Origin of the sequence: Streptomyces sp. NPDC088124 (assembly GCF_040685895.1) — a bacterium.
GTDB lineage: Bacteria > Actinomycetota > Actinomycetes > Streptomycetales > Streptomycetaceae > Streptomyces.
The window spans coordinates 97,002-117,930 of the sequence record NZ_JBFBJB010000019.1 but is presented as its reverse complement, the minus strand read 5'-3'; the positions used below and the strand labels follow the sequence as shown (position 1 = coordinate 117,930).

Here is a 20,929-nt window from a genome sequence, read left to right as displayed (position 1 = left end):
GGTGCATGAGCGGCGGAACGTGCGATGTGATCGTGGTCGGTGGTGGGGTCATCGGGCTGACGACGGCGGTGGTGCTGGCGGAGAGCGGACGGCGGGTGGGGCTGTGGACGCGCGATCCGGTGGCCAGGACCACGTCGGCGGTGGCGGGGGCGCTCATCTGGCCGTACCGCATCGAGCCGGCCCGGCAGGTCGGTCCCTGGCTGGAGCTGTCGCTGGAGCGGTACGAAAGGCTCGCGGCGGACGCGGAGCGGACCGGGGTGCGGATCGTCCCCGGTCTGATGGCGCACACCCGGATCGAGGGGCTGGGGAGCTGGGCCTCCCGGGTGCGGGGGCTGCGTGAGGCGCGCCCCGGTGAACTGCCCGAGGGGGTCGGCCAGGGGTTGCGGGCCGAGGTTCCGCTGATCGACATGCCGGTCTATCTGCGGTATCTGAAGGCGCGGCTGCGGGCCGCGGGCGGCACGGTCGAGCGGCGCTCGGTCACGGGTTTCGGCGAGCCGGCCGCCATGGCGCCCGCCGTGGTGGACTGCACGGGGCTGGGCGCCCGGGAGCTGGTGCCGGACGTGTCGGTCCATCCGGTGCGCGGACAGGTGGTGGTCGTGGAGAACCCGGGCGTCGAGGAGTGGTTCGTGGGGGCGCTCCCCGGCGCGCACGAGATGACGTACGTGATGCCGCAGCCGTACGGGGTGCTGCTCGGCGGGACGGCGACCGAGGGCTCCTGGGATCTGGGCCCCGACCAGGAGGAGGCCGACGCGATCGTGGCGCTCTGCGCGCGGGTGGTGCCCGCGCTGGCGGGCGCGCGGGTGCTGGAACACCGGGTGGGGCTGCGGCCGGCCCGCCCCCGGGTGCGGCTGGAGGCCGTACCGCTGCCCGGCGGTGGGCGGCTGGTGCACAACTACGGGCACGGCGGCGCGGGCGTCACCGTGGCCTGGGGGTGCGCCGAGGAGGCCGCGCGGCTCGCCGTCGGCTGAGCGGCGCGCCCCGGGCGGCCGGGGTCCGGGGCGGCCGGGGTCCGGGGCGGCCCGGACCCGGGAGGCCGGACCCGACGCGCCCCGCGGGTCCGGCCTCCCGGCTCCCGGGGTCAGCAGGCGGCGGGGGTGGCCGCGGTCAGGTGGTAGTCGGCGCGCTCGTCGAGGAGCAGCGCCGCCAGCGCCCGCTGGGACTGGCGCAGCGGCACGAACGCGCCCTTCCCCACGGGGACGGACACCACGCCGTGCAGGGCGAGTTCGTCCTTGACCTCCGCGTACTGCGCGGCGTCGAGCCGGTACCCGCAGGGCGGGTCCTGGATGATCCGGTCGGGGGCCGCGGGGTCGTTGTCGGCGCCTCCGAGATAGATCGGGCCCCGGTCCTTCAGCCCGGCCAGCCGGGCGGCGGCGGTGGCCGCCGCGATCCGGGTCCGGCGCTCGTCGGTGAAGGTGAACAGGCCGCCCAGGGAGTCGAGCTGGCTGGTCACCCGGCGCCGCTGGTTGAGGGACGGGTCGGCCTTCTCGGCGTCGGTCAGCGCGTTGACGCGGCTCTCGATGAGCAGGCCGACGGAGTGCTTGACGCCCGCCGCGTTGCGCAGGATGCGTTCCTGGCCGTCGCCCGCGGTCTGCCGGATGGGGTCGCCGGTCACCGGGTCGGTCCAGATGCCGTACGTGCCGATGGTGTGACCCGCGGCCGTGGCCGCGGGGCGTACGTACCGCTCGGACAGGCTCCGCGACGCGTCGTGCACGCCGGGGGCGGTGTTGAGGTTGCGCGGCCAGAGGTCGAAGAGGTCCTTGTCGTAGTAGGGCGGGGTGGCGCCGTACTCGTGGAGGTCGTAGATGATGTCCGGGCCCCGGTCGCGGATGACGGCGGCCATGGCGCGGGCCTCGGCGGTGGTGAGTTCGATGTGGTCGCGGTTGATGTCGACGCCGTCGGAGTTGCCGCGAGTGTCGGCGGCGCGGCCGTCCGGGTTGGCGGTGGGCACGACCAGGACGCTCGTACGGTCCAGGAAGCGCCGCGTCGCCCGGTCCTCGGCGTAGGCGAGGTCACGGACGGTGGAGAGACACGCCTCGCGTCCCGACGGTTCGTTGCCGTGCTGGCTGCACACCAGCAGGACGGTGACGGGGGCGCGCCGGGCGCCGAGTTCGACGAGCTGGAGCGGGCGGCCCTGCCGGGTGGTGCCGATGGTGCGGAGGGAGACGCGGTCGCCGCCCCGGGCGACGGCGGAGAGGAACTCCTGCTCCTGCGGCTGAGTGGTCCAGTCGGCGCCGTTGTTGGTCTCGAAGCCCGTACGGGGCGCGTCGGACGCGACCGACGATGCCATGCCCGGGGCCGGTCCGGCAGCCGGGGGCGCGGCGTGCGCGGGGACCATGGCGGTCGGCAGGACGAGGGCCACCGAGGACGCGGCCAGGACCAGGGCGCGTACTGCGGCCTTCAGGGCGGGCTTCATTTCCGTCGTCGTCCTCATCGGATGCGGTCTCCCGGGATCGGAGGGGTCGGGCGGGGCTCGGTCACGCCGGCGGTGAGGGGCGTGCGGGGCGCGGAATGCGGGGGCGCGGCGCCGGTGGTGGCGCGGGCGAACGCCTGGGCGCCGCCGACGAACGGGACGTGCGCGGCCGTGCGGGTCAGGTCGACGGTGAGCGTGGGGGTGGTGGACGGCGGTTCGATGAGCCCCTGGTCCGTACCGGCGACGATCAGCGCGAGCCGGTGCCCGGCGGGGACGACATGGTCGGTCGCGGCGAGTTCGAGGGTGATCGTGTACGGCGTGCCCGGGGTGAGCGGGCGGCCCCGGTCCGGCGACGCGTAGGTGCCCAGATCGGCCCAGCCGCGGCTGACGATGTTGTACTCCACGTCCGCGGTGCGGGCCGCGGTCTCCCGGTAGCAGGAGCTGTCGGCCGTGGTGCTCGGGCCCCAGCAGGTGCGTTCGGTGAGGGTGGTGATGCCCTCGCCGGAGGCGCCGTAGTCCCGGATGGTGTCGGGGCCGAGATCGACCAGGACCGCGGAGAGATGGGCGGTCGAGGTGGACGGGGTGGCCGTGACGGTCACCCGGGAGGAACCGGACAGTCGCAGGTCCTGGCTGAGGGCCCGGGTGACGAAGCCGGTCTTGCCGGGGGTGGACCGGTCGATGTCGGCGGCCCAGTCGTACTCGCCGAGGCTCCGGTCGTCGGTGAAGGTCTCGGTGGAGCCGGGCGCGGCGGGGGTACGGCCGAGCGTGCCGACGCCGGGCTGTGCGCCGCTCGCCGGGCGCAGGGTCGTGGCGGCGGTGGTGCGCGGGGGCCAGACCCGGTCGGTGGTCCACCGGTCGGGGGCGCGTTCGATGTCCGCCATGGGCTCGCGGTCGATGCCGTTCTCGTAACCGAGGAGGTAGTGGTCGAACCAGCGGTGCAGGGTGGTGACCCAGGTGGCGCGGCGGAAGTCGAACGGGTCGACGTGGCCGGTCTGGGAGAGCCAGATCTTGCGCTCCACTCCGGCGTCGGCGAGCGCGTCCCACCACTGGCCGAGGTGCTTCGTACGGACGTTGAGGTCCTGCATGCCGTGGACGGCGAAGACGCTGGCCTTCACCTTGGCGGCGTTCCGCACGTAGTCGCGCTCGGTCCACAGCGGGGTCCAGTCGCCGCTGCGCGGGGCGCCGTCGACCAGCCGCTGCTGGACCGCCTGGCAGCGGGCGCGGGCCTCGGGGCTCTCCACGTAGTCCGAGAGCCAGGCCGGGCTCGAACGGTTGAGGGGCGCGCCCTGCGCGAAGTAGTAGTCGTACCAGGAGGAGATGGCGGCGATCGGGACGATCGTCCTGAGTCCCTCGACGCCGGTGGCGGCCACGGCGTTGGCGATGGTGCCGTCGTAGCTCTTGCCGATCATGCCGGTGGCGCCGGTGGTCCACTCCGCCCGGACGGGGTCGGTGCCGGTGCGGCTGCCGTAGGCGCGGGCGCGGCCGTTCAGCCAGTCGACGACGGCTTTGGCGGACTGGACGTCGGAGCGCCCGCCGGTGTCCACGCAGCCGTCGGAGCGGTTGGTGCCGGTCAGGTCGACGGCGACGAAGGCGTACCCCCGCGGGACGAAGTAGTTGTCGTAGTGCAGGGGAAAGCCGGCCGGGTCGCCGTTCGCGTCGTAGGTCTTGCGCTGGCTCTCGTTGCCCCGTCCGCAGCAGGAGTAGTAGGGGCTCGCGTCCATGATCACGGGGATCTTGCGGCCCTGGAGGGCCGGCTCGCGGGGGCGGACGATGTCGACGGCGACGCGGTCGGCCTCGCCGTCCTCGTCGGCGTCGAGGCCGGTGTCGACCCAGACGGACTCCCGGACCGCGTCCTCGTACGAGTAGACGGGTCGGCTCTCCCGGACCCGCTCGGCGCCCACCCCGGGCGGGGCGCCCGGCTCCGCGCCCTGGGCCAGGGACGGGGTGAGCAGGACCCCGAACAGCGCGACGGAGGCCGCCGCGGCGAGCACGCGGCGCGACCTTCGTCCGTACGAACTGCGGGCACCCCGCGACCGGATCTCCATGGGGCGGAAGCTACCCCGGTCAACTCCCGTTCAAAAGAGGGCAGTCCTGGGATCGGGGAGACATCAGGAGGACACCGGAGGCACGACCGGGGGGAATGCCCGGGAAGGTCGGGGGAACGTCAGGGGCCACGGGCGCATGGGAGCGCTCTCAGCGGCCATGGTCAGCGGCTAGTCTGGTGGTCCGTCCGGCCGCCGCGCCGCGCCCCCGCGCGGGCGCCGCTGCCGCGCGGTCCGCCGTATCCACCGACGAGGAGCGCACGTCGTGTCCGAGCCGCCCCCTGGGGCACGCCCCACTCTGGAAGCCGTCGCGGCGCGCGCCGGTGTCTCCCGGGCCACGGCCTCCCGGGTCGTCAACGGCGGCGCGGGGGTACGCAGGCCGCTGGTCGACAAGGTGCGGCGGGCCGTCGACGAACTGGGGTACGTCCCGAACCACGCGGCCCGTTCCCTGGTCACCCGGCGCACCGGCGCGGTCGCGGTGATCATCGCGGAGCCTGAGATCCGGATCTTCTCCGATCCGTTCTTCTCCCAGCAGATCCGCGGCATCAGCAAGGAGCTGACCGCGCACGACACCCAGTTGGTGCTCCTTCTGCTGGAGGGGCCCGGCGACTACGACCGGATCGCCCGCTATCTGGCGGGCGGCCATGTCGACGGCGCGCTCGCCTTCTCCCTGCACACCGACGACCCGATACCGGCGATCACCCGGCGGGCCGGGATCCCGACGGTGTACGGGGGCCGGCCGGGCTGGACGTCGGCCGGAGACCAGCAGGCCGTGCCGTACGTGGACGCCGACAACCGCGGCGGTGCCCGGGAGGCCGTGCGCTATCTGCGGGAGCTGGGGCGGCGGCGGATCGCGCACATCGCGGGGCCGCTCGACCAGACCTCGGCCATGGACCGGCTCGACGGCTACCGGGACGTGCTGATGGACGAGGATCCGGCGCTGCTCGCGGAGGGCGCGTTCACCGAGGAGAGCGGGGCGCGGGCGATGGCGGAGCTGCTGGACCGCCGCCCCGGTCTGGACGCGGTGTTCGCCGCGAACGACCTGATGGCGGCGGGCGCGCTCAGGGTGCTGAAGGAGCGGGGCCGTGCGGTGCCCGGCGATGTGGCGGTGGTGGGTTTCGACGACATGGACGCGGTGGTGGGGACCACGGACCCGGCGCTGACGACCGTGCAGCAGGACATCGAGGGGCAGGGGCGGCTGATGGCGCGGCTGCTGCTGCGCGGGCTCGACCGGGACCGGGAGGGCTCCGCCACGCCCACCTCGGTGATCACACCGACCACACTGGTGCGGCGGGACTCGGCCTGAGCCGTACCCCGCCGCACCGGTGGCTCCACCGGCGGCGCGTCCGCCGGTGGACCGGAAGCGTCCGCTACTTCGTCGCGGTGGACCGGGCCGGTACGTCGAGTGTCGTACCGTCCGAGAAGGTGACGGTGGTGGCGGTGGCGCCGAAGTTGTGCGCCGCGTAGACCCGTACCCCGTTCCTGCTGAAGACGGCCGAGGTGGGCAGGGAGCCGGTCACCGTCGCGTCGGGGGCGCCCAGCGCGTCCAGTGTGGCGATCCAGTGGTAGGTGTGGGCCCTGGACTCGCCGGCCTCCGGTGTGTAGCCCGCGCCGCCCGCGTCCCACTTGGCCTTGGCGGCCGCGGGGTCGGCGAGCGCCTCGAACTCCCAGAGGATGTCCCGCCATTCGACGGCGGGGCCGCCGTTCTCCCGTTCCATCTCGGCGAGATTGCGCCTGATGGCGTCCTTCTCGCGGGCCAGGTGGAGCGAACCCCCGGTGACGGGGAGGACGTTGATGCCGTGGATCTCCTCCGGGTTGGCGGTCCACCAGGTGGAGTACGCGGCGCCGCTGCCCCAGACCATGCCGACGGTGTCATGGCCGTACGAGGACGGGAAGACCTCCTGGTCGGCGTCGAACCAGTACTGGGCGATCGCCTCGGACTCGGTGGCCAGCAGATAGCTGCCCAGGTCGCGCAGCCGGGTGTCGCCGGTGGCGGAGCCCCACAGCACCAGGGCGGCGCTGAGGTTGGTGGACTCCGAGGACGACTCCTGGTTGTTGCCCGCGGCGAAGCCCTGGTGTCCGGAGGCCCAGCTGTGGCCCGCGTACACGTCGAAGCCACGCAGGAAGGGGAAGTCGGCGTCGGTACGGCTGGGGTTGGCCGCGTCGCGCACGAGTGTCTTCACCATCGAGCCCCAGTTGGAGTCGGCGGCCCACGCCTGGTCGTACTGGGCGACGATCGCCGCGGCGTAGACGTAGTAGCTGTAGTGGAAGTGGTGGTCGTTCAGTTCGGTGTCGCTGCCGTAGGACGCCGGGTAGCCGATGAGTGTCTTCCACTGCCGGTCGTAGCTGAACTCGCTCGCGCCGCCCGCCGTGAACCACTCCTCCAGCCTGCCCTTGAGCAGGCCGAGCAGCTTGTCCCGCGTCGCGCCCTCGCCGATCTGGTCGGCCACGGGGACCAGTTGGGCGAGGCGGCCCAGCGCCTTGCCGGTCCAGTACGTGTCGGTCGCGCCGGAGAACGGATCGGCGGCGTTCGCCGCCTCGTCCAGATACCCCTTGAGCCGCGCCCGGTCCACACCGCCGGCCGCGGGCAGCGCCGGCAGCACCCCGGAGGCCTGCTGGCTCGTGGTGAAGGAGGTGGCCTCGCGGACCTTCATCGTGCCGCGCGGTGAGACGTAGGTGTACGGGGTGAGCGCGTCGGTGGTGTGCAGCCACTGGTGCCGGTAGAGGGCCTGGAGGGTGCCGGTCTCGGTGCCCTCCTGCGGCTGGGTGGTGAGCCGGTAGGTCGCCCTGACCGTACCGGCGTCGGTGCTCCAGCTCACCTCGGAGCCGGTGACGAAGCTGTACGCGTACTTCCGGTACGTCGCGAGCGCGTCGGTGGAGGGCAGGAGGGCGAGGGAGAAGTAGTCCTTGGCGCCGAGCCCCGCGGTGACCGTGGAGCCGGACACCGACCAGTCGCTGCCGGTGGGCGCGAACAGGGCGTAGTGGTGGCCCGCGACGGTGATGCCGAGGACGTTGCCGTCGTCGGCGAAGACGGTGGGCGCGCCGGCGGTGGTGATCCGCGCGTCGCCGCCCGAGCCCTTGGCGTAGACGAAGGGCAGCCCGTGGCCGATGGTGGTCCGCAGGGTGCGGGCGCCGTCGGACCAGTAGGGCGTGACCGTCCAGTCGGACCAGGAGTCGGCCTTGGTGTCGGGCGAGTTGAGCCCGGTCAGGCCCAGGGTGAGATCGGCCTTGTGGGCGTACTCGTACTGGCGGCCCTCGCCGACGATCGCCGGGGTGGTCGGGTAGCCGACCTCCAGTCCGCCCGAGGTCGCCTGGTAGGTGAGGGGGTGGCCGTACATCGGCGTGGAGTACGGGTTGTCGCCGTACCGCTGGAAGGCCAGGGAGGACCACCAGTCGTTGGTGGGCACCGGCTCGTTCCGGGCGGCCTCGGTCACCTTCGGGGTGACGGGGGTGCCGGTGTTGGTGGTCGGGCCGGACGTGCCGGGTGGCCGGGTGTCCGAGTAACTGCCCGCTCCGGCGGGGATGTCGGCGGCCACGGCCGGGGAGGCGGCGGGGCCGAGGCCGAGCGCGGCCAGCGTGCTGACCAGGACCAGCGCGGCGGCTGGTCTGGCACGGGAGGAGACGGACATGTAGGGCACCTCGCGGGGGGAGTTGTGGGGGTCTGTGGGGGTCTGCCTGTGTGGGGACTGTCTGTGGGGGCTGTCTGCGGGGGTCGCGTGGGGAGCCACGCGGTAGGGGGTGGCCGCCGGGGCGACCGGGCTGCCGGGAGTACCGGCGGTGGCCGCCGGGGCGACCGAGAGAGCGCTCTCAGATCCCAGGCAACGTAAAACTCCTGAAACAGAAGTGTCAATACGTTGGACACGGAGGCGAGTTACCGCTCAACGGCATCTGTTTTGCGTTCGAGTCTTGACGGGGATGGGCGCTCCGGGGCACGCTCCACCCCAGATTCTGAGAGCGCTCTCAATCGGCTCTCGTGTGTACTCCGAAGCCAAGGGAGGCTTCTCATGCCCATCGCCCGAGCCGCCAGCAGGGCCGCGGTCCGTCTCGGTGCGGTCGTGCTCTCCGGGGCACTGCTCGTCGCCTGCGGGTCCGGTTCCTCGGGGGGAACCTCCGACAGCGCGGGAGGCAAGGTCACGCTGACCGTCGACCTCTTCGGATCGTTCGGCTACCAGGAGGCCGGGCTCTACGCGGAGTACCAGAAGCTCCACCCGGACATCACGATCAAGCAGAGCGACACCCAGGAGGAGCCCGACTACTGGAAGTCGCTCCAGACCCGGCTGGCCGGCGGGGGCGGTCTCGCCGACGTGCAGGGCGTGGAGGTCGGGCGGATCGCCTCGGTCACCCAGCAGCAGTCCGACAAGTTCGAAGACTTGAAGCAGTACGGCGCGGACACGCTCAAGGACCAGTTCGCCGAGGCCAAGTGGTCGGCGGCGACGACCCAGGACGGCCGGATCCTGGGGCTCGGCACCGATGTCGGGCCCGAGGCGATGTGCTACCGCACGGATCTGTTCAAGAAGGCGGGGCTGCCGACCGACCGTGCCGAGCTGGCGCAGAAGTGGTCCACCTGGGAGGGATACCTCGACCTGGGCAGGGAGTACATGGCCAAGGCGCCCGCGAAGAGCGCCTGGCTGGACAGTGTGGGCAGCCTCTACTCGATCATGATCGGCCAGGAGAAGGAGCGGTACTACGACGCCTCCGGCAAGCTGGTCTACGAGCAGAACCCGGCGGTGAAGACCGCGTGGGACACCTCGGTCGAGGCCGCGGGCGCCGGGCTGAGCGCCAAGCTCGACCAGTGGTCGCCGCAGTGGAACCAGGCGTTCGCGGCGGGCTCGTTCGCCACCATTCCGTGCCCGGCGTGGATGCTCAGCTACATCAAGGGCCAGGCGGGGGACGCCGGTTCGGGCAAGTGGGACATCGCCAAGCTGCCCGGCGGGGCCGGCAACTGGGGCGGCTCGTACCTCTCCGTACCGCGGGCGGCCGAGCACAAGAAGGAGGCGTACGAGCTGATCAAGTGGCTCACCGCACCCGAGCAGCAGGCCAAGCTCTTCCGTGATCAGGGCCTCTTCCCGTCGTCCACCGGCGCCATCGCACAGGTCGCCGACGCGAAGGACCCGTACTTCTCGGACGCCCCGATCGGCCAGATCTTCGGCGACGCCGCCAAGGCCGCGCCCGTACAGGTCCTCGGCGTCCACGACGCCAATGTCGCCCAGCAGATCACCAACGCGCTGAGCGGGGTGGAACGCAAGGGCACCCCGTCCGCGAAGGCGTGGTCGACGGTGAAGAAGGGCGTCGACAACGTCATCGGCTGACCCGGCCCCCGGCCGGTCCCGGCCCCCCACCGACCGGGGCCGGGACCGGCCGGGACCGCTTCCCCCTGGCTCCGGCACTCTTCTCCCTCCCCCCGCTTGCGAAGGCCGATCCATGACCCTCACCGCCACCGCGAAGGCGGCGCCGCCGCCCGCGCCGGGGCCCCCGGCGTCCCGGGTGACCGCCGTCCGCCGCTCCTGGCGCGCGTTCTCGCCGTACGCCTATCTCGCCCCGTTCTTCACGCTGTTCGCCGCCTTCGGGCTCTTCCCGCTGCTCTACACGGCGTATGTCTCGCTCTACCGGGTGGAGTTGCAGACGCCGGGCGACATGGAGTGGCGCGGCCTCGGCAACTACGCGGCGATCTTCGCCGACCCGTACTTCTGGACCGCGCTGCGCAACACCTTCACCATCGGTGTGCTCTCCACCGTGCCGCAACTGGTGATGGCGCTGGGGCTGGCCCATCTCCTCAACTACAAGCTGCGCGGCCGCACTTTCATCCGTACGGCGATGCTGCTGCCCTACGCGACCTCGGTCGCCGCCGCGACCCTGGTCTTCGCCCAGCTCTTCGGCCGCGACTTCGGTCTCGTCAACTACGTGCTGGGGCTGGTAGGCATCTCGCCGGTGGACTGGGGGACCGGTACCGTCGCCTCGCAGATCGCCGTGTCGACCATCGTGATCTGGCGCTGGACCGGATACAACGCGCTGATCTACCTGGCGGGCATGCAGTCCATCCCGAACGAGCTGTACGAGGCCGCCGAGGTCGACGGCGCGTCGCGCTGGCGGCAGTTCCTCCACGTCACGCTGCCCGGGCTGCGCCCGACGATCGTCTTCACCGTCGTCGTCTCGACCATCGGCGCCACCCAGCTCTTCGGTGAGCCCCTGCTCTTCGAGGGGTCCATCTCCGGCGGCATCTCCCACCAGTACCAGACGCTCGGTCTCTACCTGTACGAGCAGGGCTGGGGCTTCTTCCACCTGGGGCGGGCCGCCGCGATCGCCTGGGTGATGTTCCTGGTCATCCTGGTCCTCGTCGGGGTCAACAGCCTGATCGCGCGCCGCCGTTCGCGTAAGGAGGCCGGCCGATGACCACACTCACCGCGCCGCCGACCCCGCCGTCCCCGCCCGCCGGGGAGGAGCGGCGGCCGGCGCCCGCCCGGCGCCGGCGCCGCGCCGGACGCACGATGCACGGCGGCAAGCTCTCGTACGCGATCCTGACCGTCGCGCTGCTCTTCTCCGCGTTCCCGTTCTACTGGACGATCGTCGCGGCCAGCCGCTCCAACGCCGATCTGGCGAAGGTGCCGCCGACCCTGCTGCCGGGGCCGCACCTCATCGACAACTTCCAGGCGGTGCTGGAGGAGGCCGACATCGGCCTGGCGCTCCTCAACTCGCTGATCGTCTCGGGATCGATCACGGTGGGGACGGTGCTGTGCTGCACACTGGCCGGCTTCGCCTTCGCCAAGCTGCGCTTCCGCGGGCGCGGTGCGCTGCTCGCCGTCACCGTCGGCACCATGATGATCCCGCCGCAGCTCGGGGTGATCCCGCTGTTCATGCTGATCGCCGAGCTCCAGTGGGTCAACCAGCTCCAGGCCGTCATCCTGCCCGGGCTCGTCTCCGCGTTCGGTGTGTTCTTCATGCGGCAGTACCTGGTGCAGTCGCTGCCCGACGAACTGATCGAGGCCGCCCGGGTCGACGGCGCCTCCACCGCGCGCATCTTCTGGTCGATCGTGGTGCCCATCGCCCGGCCGGGGATGGCGGTACTCGGGATGCTGACCTTCATGGCCGCGTGGAACGACTTCTTCTGGCCGATCATCGCGCTCTCCTCGCAGAACCCGACCGTCCAGGTGGCCCTGCGCCAGCTCGGCGGCGGCTATGTGCACGACCAGTCCGTGATCATGGCGGGCACCCTGCTCGGCACCCTGCCGGTGCTGCTGGTCTTCGGCCTGCTGGGCCGGCAGATCGTCGGCGGCATCATGCAGGGCGCCGTCAAGGGCTGAGTCCGGGTGCCCGGGGCCCGGACCCGGGTGCCCGGGGCGCGGGCCCAGGGTCCGGGTTCAGGCGCCACGGGCGCAGGCCCAGGGTCCGGGTTCAGGCCCCGCGCACCGTCCCCCACCACCGCACCACCCCCACCCTCACTGTTCCGTCGCTCACTCACGGGAGCCCCTCTTCATGACCGCTGTCGACGCTCACCCCCAGACCGCCGTGACGGCCCGCTTCCCCGCCGGCTTCCGGTGGGGTACGGCCACCGCCGCGTACCAGATCGAGGGCGCCGCCGCCGAGGACGGCCGTACCCCGTCCATCTGGGACACCTTCAGCCGCACGCCCGGCCGGGTACGCAACGGCGATACCGGTGACATCGCCGCCGACCACTATCACCGGATGGAGGAGGACGTCGCACTCCTCAAGGAGCTGGGCGTCACCGACTACCGCTTCTCGGTGTCCTGGTCGCGCGTCCAGCCCACGGGGCGCGGCCCGGCCGTACAGCGCGGCCTCGACTTCTACCGGCGGCTGACCGACGCGCTGCTGGCGGCGGACATCAGGCCCGTCGCCACGCTCTACCACTGGGACCTGCCGCAGGAGCTGGAGGACGCGGGCGGCTGGCCGCAGCGGGACACGGCGGGGCGGTTCGCGGAGTACGCGCGCCTCGTCGGCGAGGCCCTCGGCGACCGGGTGGCCACCTGGACCACCCTCAACGAGCCGTGGTGCGCGGCCTTCCTCGGCTACGCCTCCGGGGTGCACGCCCCCGGCCGTACGGACCCGGCCGCCGCGCTGCGCGCCGCCCACCACTTCAATCTGGCCCACGGCCTGGCCACCCGGGCGCTGCGCGACACGACACCACGCGGAACCGAGGTCTCGCTGACGCTCAACCTGCATGCCCTGCGGCCGCTCACCGACACCCCGGCCGACCTCGACGCGGTGCGCAGGATCGACGCCGTGGGGAACCGGATCTTCCTCGATCCGGTCTTCCACGGGCGGCTGCCGGAGGACCTGGTCGCCGACACGGCCGCTCTGACGGACTGGTCGTTCGTCCGGGACGGCGACCTGGAGACCGCCGCGGCACCCATCGACTCGCTGGGGATCAACTACTACTCCCCCACCGTCGTCGCCGCGGGCTCCTCGGAGACGCCCTCGCCGTGGCCGGGCGCCGAGGGCCGGGTGCGCTTCGTACCGGCTCCCGGGCCGCGTACGGCCATGGACTGGCCGGTCGACGCGGACGGGCTGTACGAACTGCTCACCCGGCTCCGCGACGAGCTGCCCGGCACACCGCTGATGGTCACCGAGAACGGGGCGGCGTACGACGACTACGCGGACCCCTCCGGCGCGGTCCACGACCCCGAGCGCGTGGCCTACCTCCACTCCCACCTCGGCGCCGTCCACCGGGCGATCACGGACGGCGCGCAGGTCCGCGGCTACTTCCTCTGGTCGCTGCTGGACAACTTCGAGTGGGCGTACGGCTACAGCAAGCGGTTCGGCGTCGTCCATGTCGACTTCGCGACGCAGCGCCGTACGGTCAAGGACAGCGCGCGCTGGTACGCACAGGTCATCGGGCGCGGCGGCCTCGGCTGAGACTTCCGGCCGCCCCTTCCCCGCCCCCCATGGCGCTCACCCCCCGGATCTCCCCGTCCGGGGGGTGAGCGCGTTCCGGGGCCGGTCCAGGGCGACGGAGGTTTCCACGCGGTGTCTTGACAGTTTCGTACGCCGGTCCCAGGATCCTCGACAACGTAATTAACTATCTAGTGCGTTAATTAGCGCCCCACGGACCCGGCGAGCCGGCCTGCCGTCATCCCCCTTCATCCCCAACATCCCCGTCATCCCCGTCCCCCTCTGCCGCTGCCATCCCCTCCCCAGAGGAGCACGCGTGTCCGCTCACTCGCTCGACGCCTCGAAACCGTCCCCCACGCCGCAGGGCAAGCCCCGGAAGGCGGCCGTGGCCGCCTGGGTCGGCAGCGCGCTGGAGTACTACGACTTCTTCATCTACGGCAGCGCCGCGGCCCTGATCTTCCCCAGGGTCTTCTTCAACCCGGACCGTCCCGCGACCGCGACCCTGATCTCCCTCGGCACCTTCGGGGTGGCGTACGCGACCCGGCCGGTCGGCGCGTTCTTCCTCGGGCACATAGGCGACCGGCTGGGCCGGCGCCGGGTCATGGTGCTGACCCTCGTCCTGATGGGCATCTCCACCTTCCTGATCGGGTGTCTGCCCACGTACGACCAGATCGGGGCCGCCGCGCCGGTCCTGCTGGTCCTGATGCGCATGCTCCAGGGGATCTCCGCCGCGGGCGAGCAGGCCGGCGCCAGCTCGATGACGCTGGAACACGCGCCGGAGCACCGGCGCGGCTACTACTCCAGCTTCACCCTCAACGGGACGCAGGCCGGACAGATCCTCGCCACCCTGGTCTTCATCCCGGTCGCCGCGCTCCCCGACCACCAGCTCTACACCTGGGGGTGGCGGATCCCGTTCCTGCTCAGCGCGCTCGTCGCGGTGGGCGGCTATCTGATCCGGCGCAACCTGGAGGAGACCCCCGTCTTCCAGCAGGAGTCCGCGCGCCGGGCCCCGGCCGGGCTGCCGCTCGTCCATCTGCTGCGCGAGCACTGGGCCGATGTGCTGCGCGTCGTCGCGGCGGCCACCATCGCGACCGTCTCCACCATCTTCACCGTCTGGGCGCTGTCGTACGCCACCAGCGACGCGGTCGGCATGGACAAGACGGCGATGCTGTGGGTCGGTGTCGCCGCCAACGCCGTGGCCCTGCTCGCCATCCCGCTGTGGGCGAGGCTCTCGGACCGGATCGGCCGCAAGCCGGTCTTCCTGATCGGTTCGCTCGGCTCCGGGGTGATGATCTTCGTCTATCTGTGGGCGATCTCCACCGGCTCCTACCCGCTGGTGCTCCTCGCCGGCATCGGCTTCTTCGGTGTGGTCTACAGCGCGGCGAACGGCATCTGGCCCTCCCTGTACGGGGAGATGTTCTCCACCCGGGTCCGGCTCTCCGGCATGGCGATCGGTACGCAGATCGGCTTCGCCGTCGCCGGGTTCGCCGTCAGCTTCGCGGCACAGATCGCGGGACCCGACGGGGACGACTGGGTCGGCGTGGCGGTCTTCACGGCCGCCTTCTGCGTACTCAGCTCGCTCGCGGTGGTGACCGGCCGGGAGACGTTCAAGGTGCCCACGACGGAACTCGGCGCCCGGCGGGACGCGTCCGGCGGGCGCTCGCGGGCCACGGAGTCGGTCTCGGCCTGAGCACCGCCCCCCGCCCCGCCCTTTGACCCTGGTCCGCACCGCCCCGCCCGGACTCGTCCGGCCCGACCGAAATGATCACGATGCCGAACTCGTCCGACCGGACCCCGGAGAACTCCGTACTGGTCCTCAACGGCCCCAATCTCAATCTGCTCGGCCTGCGGGAGCCGGCGGTGTACGGCACCGACACGCTCGCCGACATCGAGGCGCTCTGCCACACCACCGCGGCTCCGCTCGGCCTGCGGGTCGACTTCCGGCAGAGCAACCACGAGGGTGTCCTCATCGACGCCGTGCAGGAGGCACGCACCGCGCACCGCGGCATCGTGATCAACCCGGCCGGCTACAGCCACACCTCGGTGGCGCTGCGCGACGCGCTCGCCGCCGTGGACCTCCCGGTCGTGGAGGTGCATCTGTCCAACATCCACCGGCGCGAGGCGTTCCGGCACCACTCGTACGTCTCGGCCGTCGCCGACACCGTCATCTGCGGGGCCGGGGCGCACGGTTACGCGCTGGGCCTCGCGCAGCTGGCCCGGCTCGTGGGGGTACCCCGATGAAAACACCGCCGACGCTGCCAACACCGCCCAGACTGCCGACACCGCCCACACCGCCCATGCCGCCGGAGCCGCGGTCCTCCTACCTCACCGGGCTGATCGGCGCGGGCATCGGCCCCTCGCTCAGCCCCGCGCTGCACGAACGGGAGGCGGACCGGCACGGGCTGCGCCTGCTCTACCGCACCATCGACATCGACGAATTGGGGGTCGGTCCCGAGGCGGTCGGCCAACTGCTGCGGGCGGCAAGGGCGCTGGGCTTCGACGGGCTCAACATCACCCATCCGTGCAAGCAGTTGGTGATCGAGCACCTGGACGAGGTGGAGCCGGCCGCGGCGGCGCTCGGCGCGGTCAACACCGTGGTCCTCCGCGACGGCCGGGCGATCGGCCACAACACCGACGCCACCGGGTTCGCCCGGTCCTTCGCCCGGGGCCTGCCGGGGGTGGCCACCCGGCATGTCGTGCAGCTCGGCGCGGGCGGGGCGGGCGCCGCCGTCGCGCACGCGCTGCTCACGCTCGGCGCGGACCGGCTCTCCCTCGCGGACACCGACCCGGTGCGGGCCACCGCGCTCCGCTCCGCGCTGAACAGCCGCTTCGGCGCCGGGCGGGCGAGCGTCGTCGCGCTGGAGCGGCTCGGGGCGCGGCTCGCCGGCGCCGACGGGCTCGTCCACGCAACCCCCACCGGCATGGCCGGGCATCCGGGGCTGCCGCTGCCCGCCGGGCTGCTCCGGCCCGGACTGTGGGTGGCCGAGGTCGTCTACCGGCCGCTCGACACCGAACTGCTGCGGCTGGCACGGGAGATCGGCTGCCCGACGCTGGACGGCGGCGCCATGGCCGTCTTCCAGGCGGCGGACGCCTTCCGGCTCTTCACGGGACGGGAGCCGCACGCGGAGCGGATGCTCGCCGATCTCGCCGACCTCGTCGGCGCTCCCGCGGCACAGCCCACCGCGTGAGCCCACCGCGCGGGCACCGTCCGGGGCGGGCGGACGGGTGCGGTGGCGGCCGGGCGGGGCACGGGTGTCTCGATAGACTGGGACGCCCGACGCACCGCGCCCGGCCCATGCCCGACGCCGACGCCACGAGGAGCCGTATGGCAGCCGCTGTCCCCCCGCCGCCCCCGCCCGCCACACGGACCCGGGACGCGGCACGGACCCGCGAGGAGATCCTCGACGCGGCGACGCGGGAGTTCGCCCGGGTCGGCTTCGCGGGTGCCCGGGTGGACGAGATCGCCGCGCACATCCACACCACCAAGCGGATGATCTACTACTACTTCGGCAGCAAGGAGCAGCTCTTCACCACCGTCCTGGAGCGGGCGTACGGGGTGATCCGCGCGATCGAGCAGCGCATCGACGTCGAGCACCTCGACCCGGAGTCCGCGATCAGGCGGCTCGCCGAGGTCACCTTCGACCACCACGAGGCGCACCCGGACTTCATCCGGCTGGTCAGCATCGAGAACATCCACGAGGCCGAGCACATCAAGGCCTCGGCCACGCTCGGCTCGCTCAACTCCCCGGCCATCGACGTCATCCGCCGGATCCTGGAGGAGGGCAGGGCGAAGGGCGTCTTCACCGCCGAGGTCGACGCCCTCGACCTGCACGCGATGATCAGCTCGTTCTGCTTCTTCCGGGTCTCCAACCGGCACACCTTCGGCACCCTCTTCGGCCGTGACCTCACCGCCCCGGACCGCCGCGAGCACTACCGCACCATGCTGGGCGACATGGTCATCGCCTACCTGACGGCAGACGCCTGACAGCCGACGCCTGACGCCTGACACCTCACGTGACACCTCACATGACACCTCACGCCCGACGCCCGGTGGGCCCTACGCGTCCCGGAACGTCTCGCCCCGCTCCGCCTTCGCGACCAGCGCCGCCGGCGGCGTGAACCGCTCCCCGTACAGCTCCGCCAGCTCGCGGGCGCGCGCGACGAAGCCGGGCAGCCCGCCCTCGTACCCGTTGACGTACTGGAGCACGCCCCCGGTCCACCCCGGGAAGCCGATGCCCAGCACGGAGCCGATGTTGGCGTCGGCGACCGAGGTCAGGACGTTCTCCTCCAGGCAGCGGACGGACTCCAGCGCCTCGGCGAAGAGCATCCGCTCCCGCATGTCGCGCAGCGGCACATCGGTGTCGCCCGTGCCGAAGTGTGTCCGCAGCCCCGGCCAGAGTCCGAGGCGCGCGCCGTCCTCGCCGTACTCGTAGAAGCCCGCGCCGCCCGCGCGTCCGGGGCGGCCGAACTCGTCCACCATCCGGTCGACGACCTCGTCGGCGGGGTGCCCGGTCCAGTCGCCGCCGGCCTCCTCGACGGCGCGCCGCGCCTCCGCGCGGATCCTGCGGGGCAGGGTGAGGGTCAGCTCGTCCATCAGGGCGAGGACCTTGGCCGGGTAGCCGGCCTGCGCGGCGGCCTGTTCGACGGAGGCGGGCTCCAGCCCCTCGCCGATCATCGCGACGCCCTCGTTGAGGAAGTGGCCGATGACACGGGAGGTGAAGAAGCCGCGCGAGTCGTTGACGACGATCGGGGTCTTGTTGATCCGGCGCACCAGGTCGAAGGCGCGGGCCAGTGCCTCGTCCCCGGTCTGTCCGCCCCTGACGATCTCGACCAGCGGCATCCGGTCGGCCGGCGAGAAGAAGTGCAGTCCGATGAAGTCGGCCGGGCGCGACACGCCTTCGGCGAGCACGCCGATGGGCAGGGTGGAGGTGTTGGAGCAGAGCAGCGCGTCGGGGGCGACGGTCTCCTGGAGCTCCTGGAACACCTGGTGCTTGAGCGCCGTGTCCTCGAACACGGCCTCGATCACCGCGTCGCAGCCGGCCAGGTCCGCCGGGTCCGCGGTGGGGGTGATCCGGGCGAGCAGCGCGTCCCGGTCCGCCTCGGTCGTACGGCCCCGGGCGAGCGCCTTGGCGAGCCGCTTCTCCGCGTACGCCTTGCCCCGGGCGGCGGCTTCCCCGGAGACGTCCTTGAGGACGACGTCCAGACCGGCGCGCGCGCAGGAGTAGGCGATGCCCGCGCCCATCATCCCGGCGCCGACCACGGCGACCTTGCGGACCTCGCGGGGCGCGATGCCCCGGGGCCTGCTCGCACCGGAGTTGACGGCCTGGAGGTCGAAGAAGAACGCCTGCATCATGTTCTTGGCGGTCTGTCCGGTGACCAGCTCGGTGAAGTAGCGCGCCTCGATGGTGCCCGCGGTCGCGAAGTCGACCTGCGCGCCCTCGACGGCCGCCGCGAGGATGTTGCGCGGCGCCGGGTAGGGGGCGCCGGCCAGCTCCTTCTTCAGGTTCGCCGGGAACGCGGGGAGGTGGGCGGCCAGGCGCGGGGAGGCGGGCGTGCCGCCGGGGATCCGGTACCCCTTGGCGTCCCAGGGCTGGTGCGATGCGGGGTGCGCGTCGATGAAGGCGTGCGCGCGGGCCAGCATCTCCTCGGCGGTGGCGGCGACTTCATGGACCAGTCCGGCGTCCAGCGCGCGCCGCGGGGAATACCGGGTGCCCTGGAGCAGGACCTTCAGGAGGGCGTCGGCGATGCCCATGAGCCGTACGGTACGGACGACCCCGCCGGCCGCGGGCAGCAGTCCGAGGGTGACCTCGGGCAGCCCGATCCGGGATCCGGGGGCGTCGAGGGCGATACGGTGGTGGCAGGCCAGCGCGATCTCGTAACCGCCGCCCAGGGCCGCGCCGTTGAGGGCGGCGACCACCGGTTTGCCGAGGGTCTCGATCCGGCGCAGGGCATGCTTGACGGCCAGGGACTCCTCGAAGACCCGCTGGGCGTCGGCGGGCCCGAGCGTGATCATGTCCCTGAGGTCGCCGCCCGCGAAGAAGGTCTTCTTGGCGGAGGTGACGATGATGCCGCGGATGGTGTCCCGCTCGGCCTCGGCACGGTCGGCGACGGCGGTGACGGAGTCCCGGAAGGCCTGGTTCATGGTGTTGGCCGACTGGCCGGGGTCGTCCAGGGTGAGGGTGACGACGCCGGTGGCGTCCCGCTCCCAGCGAATGGCGGACGCGCCGCCGGTCGCGGTGGCGGTCGCGGTGGCGCTCGGCGCGGCGGGGGTGCTCGGCGCGGCGGGGGTGGGCTCGCTCATGCTGCTGCTCCGTAGAGGGAGAGAAGGGGGAAACGGCCGGTCAGAGACGCTCGATGACGGTGGCGACACCCATGCCCCCGCCGACGCAGAGCGTGGCGAGGCCGTACCGCTGGTCCCTGCGCTCCAGTTCGTCGACGAGGGTGCCGAGGATCATCGCGCCCGTGGCCCCGAGGGGATGGCCGAGCGCGATGGCGCCGCCGTTGACGTTGACCTTGTCCAGGGAGAGCCCCATCTCGTCGACGAAGCGCAGGACGACCGCGGCGAACGCCTCGTTGATCTCGACCAGGTCGATGTCGTCGATGGTCAGTCCGGCCTTGGCGAGGGCCTTGCGGGTGGCGGGCGCCGGACCGGTCAGCATGATGGTCGGCTCGGATCCGGAGACCGCCGCGGAGACGATCCGGGCGCGCGGCGTGAGCCCGTACCGCTCCCCCGTCTCCCGGGATCCGACGGCGACGAGGGCCGCGCCGTCCACGATGCCGGAGGAGTTGCCCGCGTGGTGGACGTGGTCGATCCGCTCGACCCAGTGGTACTTCTGCAGAACGACGGCGTCGAAGCCGCCCTTCTCGCCGATCTCCGCGAAGGACGGCTTGAGCGCGGCGAGTGACTCGGCGGTGGTGCCGGGGCGCGGGTGTTCGTCATGGTCGAGGACGGTGAGTCCGTTGCGGTCGCGTACGGGCACGACCGAGCGCGCGAAGCGGCCGTCCTTCCAGGCCGCGGCGGCCCGTTCCTGGGAGAGCGCGGCGAACTCGTCCACGTCGCGCCTGCTGTAGCCGCCGAGGGTGGCGATCAGGTCGGCGCCGATGCCCTGGGGCGCGAAGCCGGTGGCGAAGCTGGTCATCGGGTCCATCGCCCAGGCTCCGCCGTCGGAGCCCATCGGCACGCGGGACATCGACTCGACGCCGCCCGCGAGGACCAGGTCCTCCCAGCCGGAGCGGACCTTGGCGGCGGCCAGGTTGACGGCTTCGAGGCCGGAGGCGCAGAAGCGGTTCTCCTGGACGCCGGCGACCGTGTCGGGCAGTCCGGCGGCGATGGCCGCGATCCGGGCGATGTCCGAGCCCTGGTCACCGAGCGGGCTCACCACGCCGAGCACGATGTCGTCGACGGCGGCCGGGTCAAGTCCGGGCAGTCGGCGGCGCAGCTCGTGGATGAGGCCGACGACGAGATCGATGGGCTTGGTGCCGTGCAGGGCCCCGTTGGCCTTGCCGCGGCCGCGCGGGGTACGGATCGCTTCGTAGACGAACGCTTCGGTGGTCACGGCGGCTGCCTTCCGTTGCGGGTGGACGGGAAGAGCGGGCGGGAAGAGCGGGCGGGAAGAGCGGGCGGGCGGGGAAC

Annotated in this window: 15 protein-coding genes; 10 read left to right on the top strand and 5 right to left on the bottom strand. The window is 72.5% G+C overall.

All coding sequences use genetic code 11. From position 1 onward, the window contains the following. The first annotated feature begins 5 nt into the window (after positions 1 to 5). Entirely contained in the window at positions 6 to 968 is a 963-nt protein-coding gene (locus AB0P17_RS17890; protein ID WP_365811956.1) for an FAD-dependent oxidoreductase, read from the top strand. 110 nt (positions 969 to 1,078) lie between these two features. Here AB0P17_RS17890 and AB0P17_RS17885 read toward each other — a convergent pair whose 3' ends face one another. Continuing rightward, the gene (locus AB0P17_RS17885; RefSeq protein ID WP_365811954.1) at positions 1,079 to 2,413 is read right to left on the bottom strand and encodes a M14 family metallocarboxypeptidase; all 1,335 of its coding nucleotides are present in this window, start codon (positions 2,411 to 2,413) and stop codon (positions 1,079 to 1,081) included. Between the two features lie 14 nt (positions 2,414 to 2,427). Beyond that, complete coding sequence (locus AB0P17_RS17880; protein ID WP_365811952.1) at positions 2,428 to 4,455, bottom strand: Xaa-Pro dipeptidyl-peptidase; 2,028 nt, start codon at positions 4,453 to 4,455, stop codon at positions 2,428 to 2,430. Between the two features lie 262 nt (positions 4,456 to 4,717). On the opposite strand from AB0P17_RS17880, the gene AB0P17_RS17875 reads away from it, so the two are divergent. Continuing rightward, positions 4,718 to 5,758, top strand: a complete 1,041-nt coding sequence (locus tag AB0P17_RS17875) for a LacI family DNA-binding transcriptional regulator (RefSeq protein WP_365811950.1) — start codon at positions 4,718 to 4,720, stop codon at positions 5,756 to 5,758. A gap of 64 nt (positions 5,759 to 5,822) precedes the next feature. Here the strand turns inward: AB0P17_RS17875 and AB0P17_RS17870 are convergent, their stop codons facing one another. Next, the gene (locus AB0P17_RS17870; RefSeq protein ID WP_365811948.1) at positions 5,823 to 8,081 is read right to left on the bottom strand and encodes a glycosyl hydrolase; all 2,259 of its coding nucleotides are present in this window, start codon (positions 8,079 to 8,081) and stop codon (positions 5,823 to 5,825) included. A gap of 375 nt (positions 8,082 to 8,456) precedes the next feature. Between AB0P17_RS17870 and AB0P17_RS17865 the strand changes: the two genes are divergently transcribed. The 8 genes from AB0P17_RS17865 (at position 8,457) to AB0P17_RS17830 (ending at position 17,281) form a co-directional block, all read left to right on the top strand. Then, positions 8,457 to 9,761 (top strand): extracellular solute-binding protein, encoded by a 1,305-nt coding sequence (locus tag AB0P17_RS17865; protein ID WP_365811946.1) that lies wholly within the window; start codon positions 8,457 to 8,459, stop codon positions 9,759 to 9,761. 112 nt (positions 9,762 to 9,873) lie between these two features. Further along, on the top strand, positions 9,874 to 10,842 hold the full coding sequence (locus tag AB0P17_RS17860) for a sugar ABC transporter permease (RefSeq protein ID WP_365811944.1): 969 nt from the start codon (positions 9,874 to 9,876) through the stop codon (positions 10,840 to 10,842). Continuing rightward, on the top strand, positions 10,839 to 11,750 hold the full coding sequence (locus AB0P17_RS17855; protein ID WP_365811942.1) for a carbohydrate ABC transporter permease: 912 nt from the start codon (positions 10,839 to 10,841) through the stop codon (positions 11,748 to 11,750). Before AB0P17_RS17860 ends, AB0P17_RS17855 begins: the two co-directional genes overlap by 4 nt. A gap of 172 nt (positions 11,751 to 11,922) precedes the next feature. After that, a complete protein-coding gene (locus tag AB0P17_RS17850; RefSeq protein WP_365811940.1) occupies positions 11,923 to 13,320 on the top strand; it encodes a GH1 family beta-glucosidase in 1,398 nt (465 codons plus the stop codon). A gap of 292 nt (positions 13,321 to 13,612) precedes the next feature. Continuing rightward, the gene (locus AB0P17_RS17845; RefSeq protein ID WP_365811938.1) at positions 13,613 to 14,986 is read left to right on the top strand and encodes an MFS transporter; all 1,374 of its coding nucleotides are present in this window, start codon (positions 13,613 to 13,615) and stop codon (positions 14,984 to 14,986) included. Positions 14,987 to 15,066: 80 nt separating this feature from the next. Continuing rightward, the gene (aroQ, locus tag AB0P17_RS17840; RefSeq protein WP_365811936.1) at positions 15,067 to 15,537 is read left to right on the top strand and encodes a type II 3-dehydroquinate dehydratase; all 471 of its coding nucleotides are present in this window, start codon (positions 15,067 to 15,069) and stop codon (positions 15,535 to 15,537) included. Positions 15,538 to 15,593: 56 nt separating this feature from the next. Then, complete coding sequence (locus tag AB0P17_RS17835) at positions 15,594 to 16,484, top strand: shikimate dehydrogenase (RefSeq protein ID WP_365811934.1); 891 nt, start codon at positions 15,594 to 15,596, stop codon at positions 16,482 to 16,484. A gap of 137 nt (positions 16,485 to 16,621) precedes the next feature. Next, on the top strand, positions 16,622 to 17,281 hold the full coding sequence (locus AB0P17_RS17830; protein ID WP_365811932.1) for a TetR/AcrR family transcriptional regulator: 660 nt from the start codon (positions 16,622 to 16,624) through the stop codon (positions 17,279 to 17,281). A 72-nt stretch (positions 17,282 to 17,353) separates the two neighbouring features. On the opposite strand, the gene AB0P17_RS17825 is transcribed toward AB0P17_RS17830, so the two are convergent. After that, positions 17,354 to 19,597 carry a 3-hydroxyacyl-CoA dehydrogenase NAD-binding domain-containing protein gene (locus tag AB0P17_RS17825; protein WP_365811930.1) on the bottom strand — a complete coding sequence of 748 codons (2,244 nt, stop codon included), beginning with the start codon at positions 19,595 to 19,597 and terminating at the stop codon, positions 17,354 to 17,356. A gap of 40 nt (positions 19,598 to 19,637) precedes the next feature. Then, on the bottom strand, positions 19,638 to 20,852 hold the full coding sequence (locus tag AB0P17_RS17820) for an acetyl-CoA C-acetyltransferase (protein WP_365811928.1): 1,215 nt from the start codon (positions 20,850 to 20,852) through the stop codon (positions 19,638 to 19,640). Positions 20,853 to 20,929: the final 77 nt, after the last annotated feature.

Bases quoted from the DNA above. Each gene is read 5' to 3' on its own strand.
- AB0P17_RS17855 (WP_365811942.1), top strand. From the start codon at position 10,839: ATGACCACACTCACCGCGCCGCCGACCCCGCCGTCCCCGCCCGCCGGG.
- AB0P17_RS17890 (WP_365811956.1), top strand. From the start codon at position 6: ATGAGCGGCGGAACGTGCGATGTGATCGTGGTCGGTGGTGGGGTCATC.
- AB0P17_RS17835 (WP_365811934.1), top strand. From the start codon at position 15,594: ATGCCGCCGGAGCCGCGGTCCTCCTACCTCACCGGGCTGATCGGCGCG.
- AB0P17_RS17880 (WP_365811952.1), bottom strand. From the start codon at position 4,455: ATGGAGATCCGGTCGCGGGGTGCCCGCAGTTCGTACGGACGAAGGTCG.
- AB0P17_RS17885 (WP_365811954.1), bottom strand. From the start codon at position 2,413: ATGAAGCCCGCCCTGAAGGCCGCAGTACGCGCCCTGGTCCTGGCCGCG.
- AB0P17_RS17865 (WP_365811946.1), top strand. From the start codon at position 8,457: ATGCCCATCGCCCGAGCCGCCAGCAGGGCCGCGGTCCGTCTCGGTGCG.
- AB0P17_RS17860 (WP_365811944.1), top strand. From the start codon at position 9,874: ATGACCCTCACCGCCACCGCGAAGGCGGCGCCGCCGCCCGCGCCGGGG.
- AB0P17_RS17825 (WP_365811930.1), bottom strand. From the start codon at position 19,597: ATGAGCGAGCCCACCCCCGCCGCGCCGAGCACCCCCGCCGCGCCGAGC.
- AB0P17_RS17830 (WP_365811932.1), top strand. From the start codon at position 16,622: ATGGCAGCCGCTGTCCCCCCGCCGCCCCCGCCCGCCACACGGACCCGG.
- aroQ (WP_365811936.1), top strand. From the start codon at position 15,067: ATGCCGAACTCGTCCGACCGGACCCCGGAGAACTCCGTACTGGTCCTC.
- AB0P17_RS17850 (WP_365811940.1), top strand. From the start codon at position 11,923: ATGACCGCTGTCGACGCTCACCCCCAGACCGCCGTGACGGCCCGCTTC.
- AB0P17_RS17870 (WP_365811948.1), bottom strand. From the start codon at position 8,081: ATGTCCGTCTCCTCCCGTGCCAGACCAGCCGCCGCGCTGGTCCTGGTC.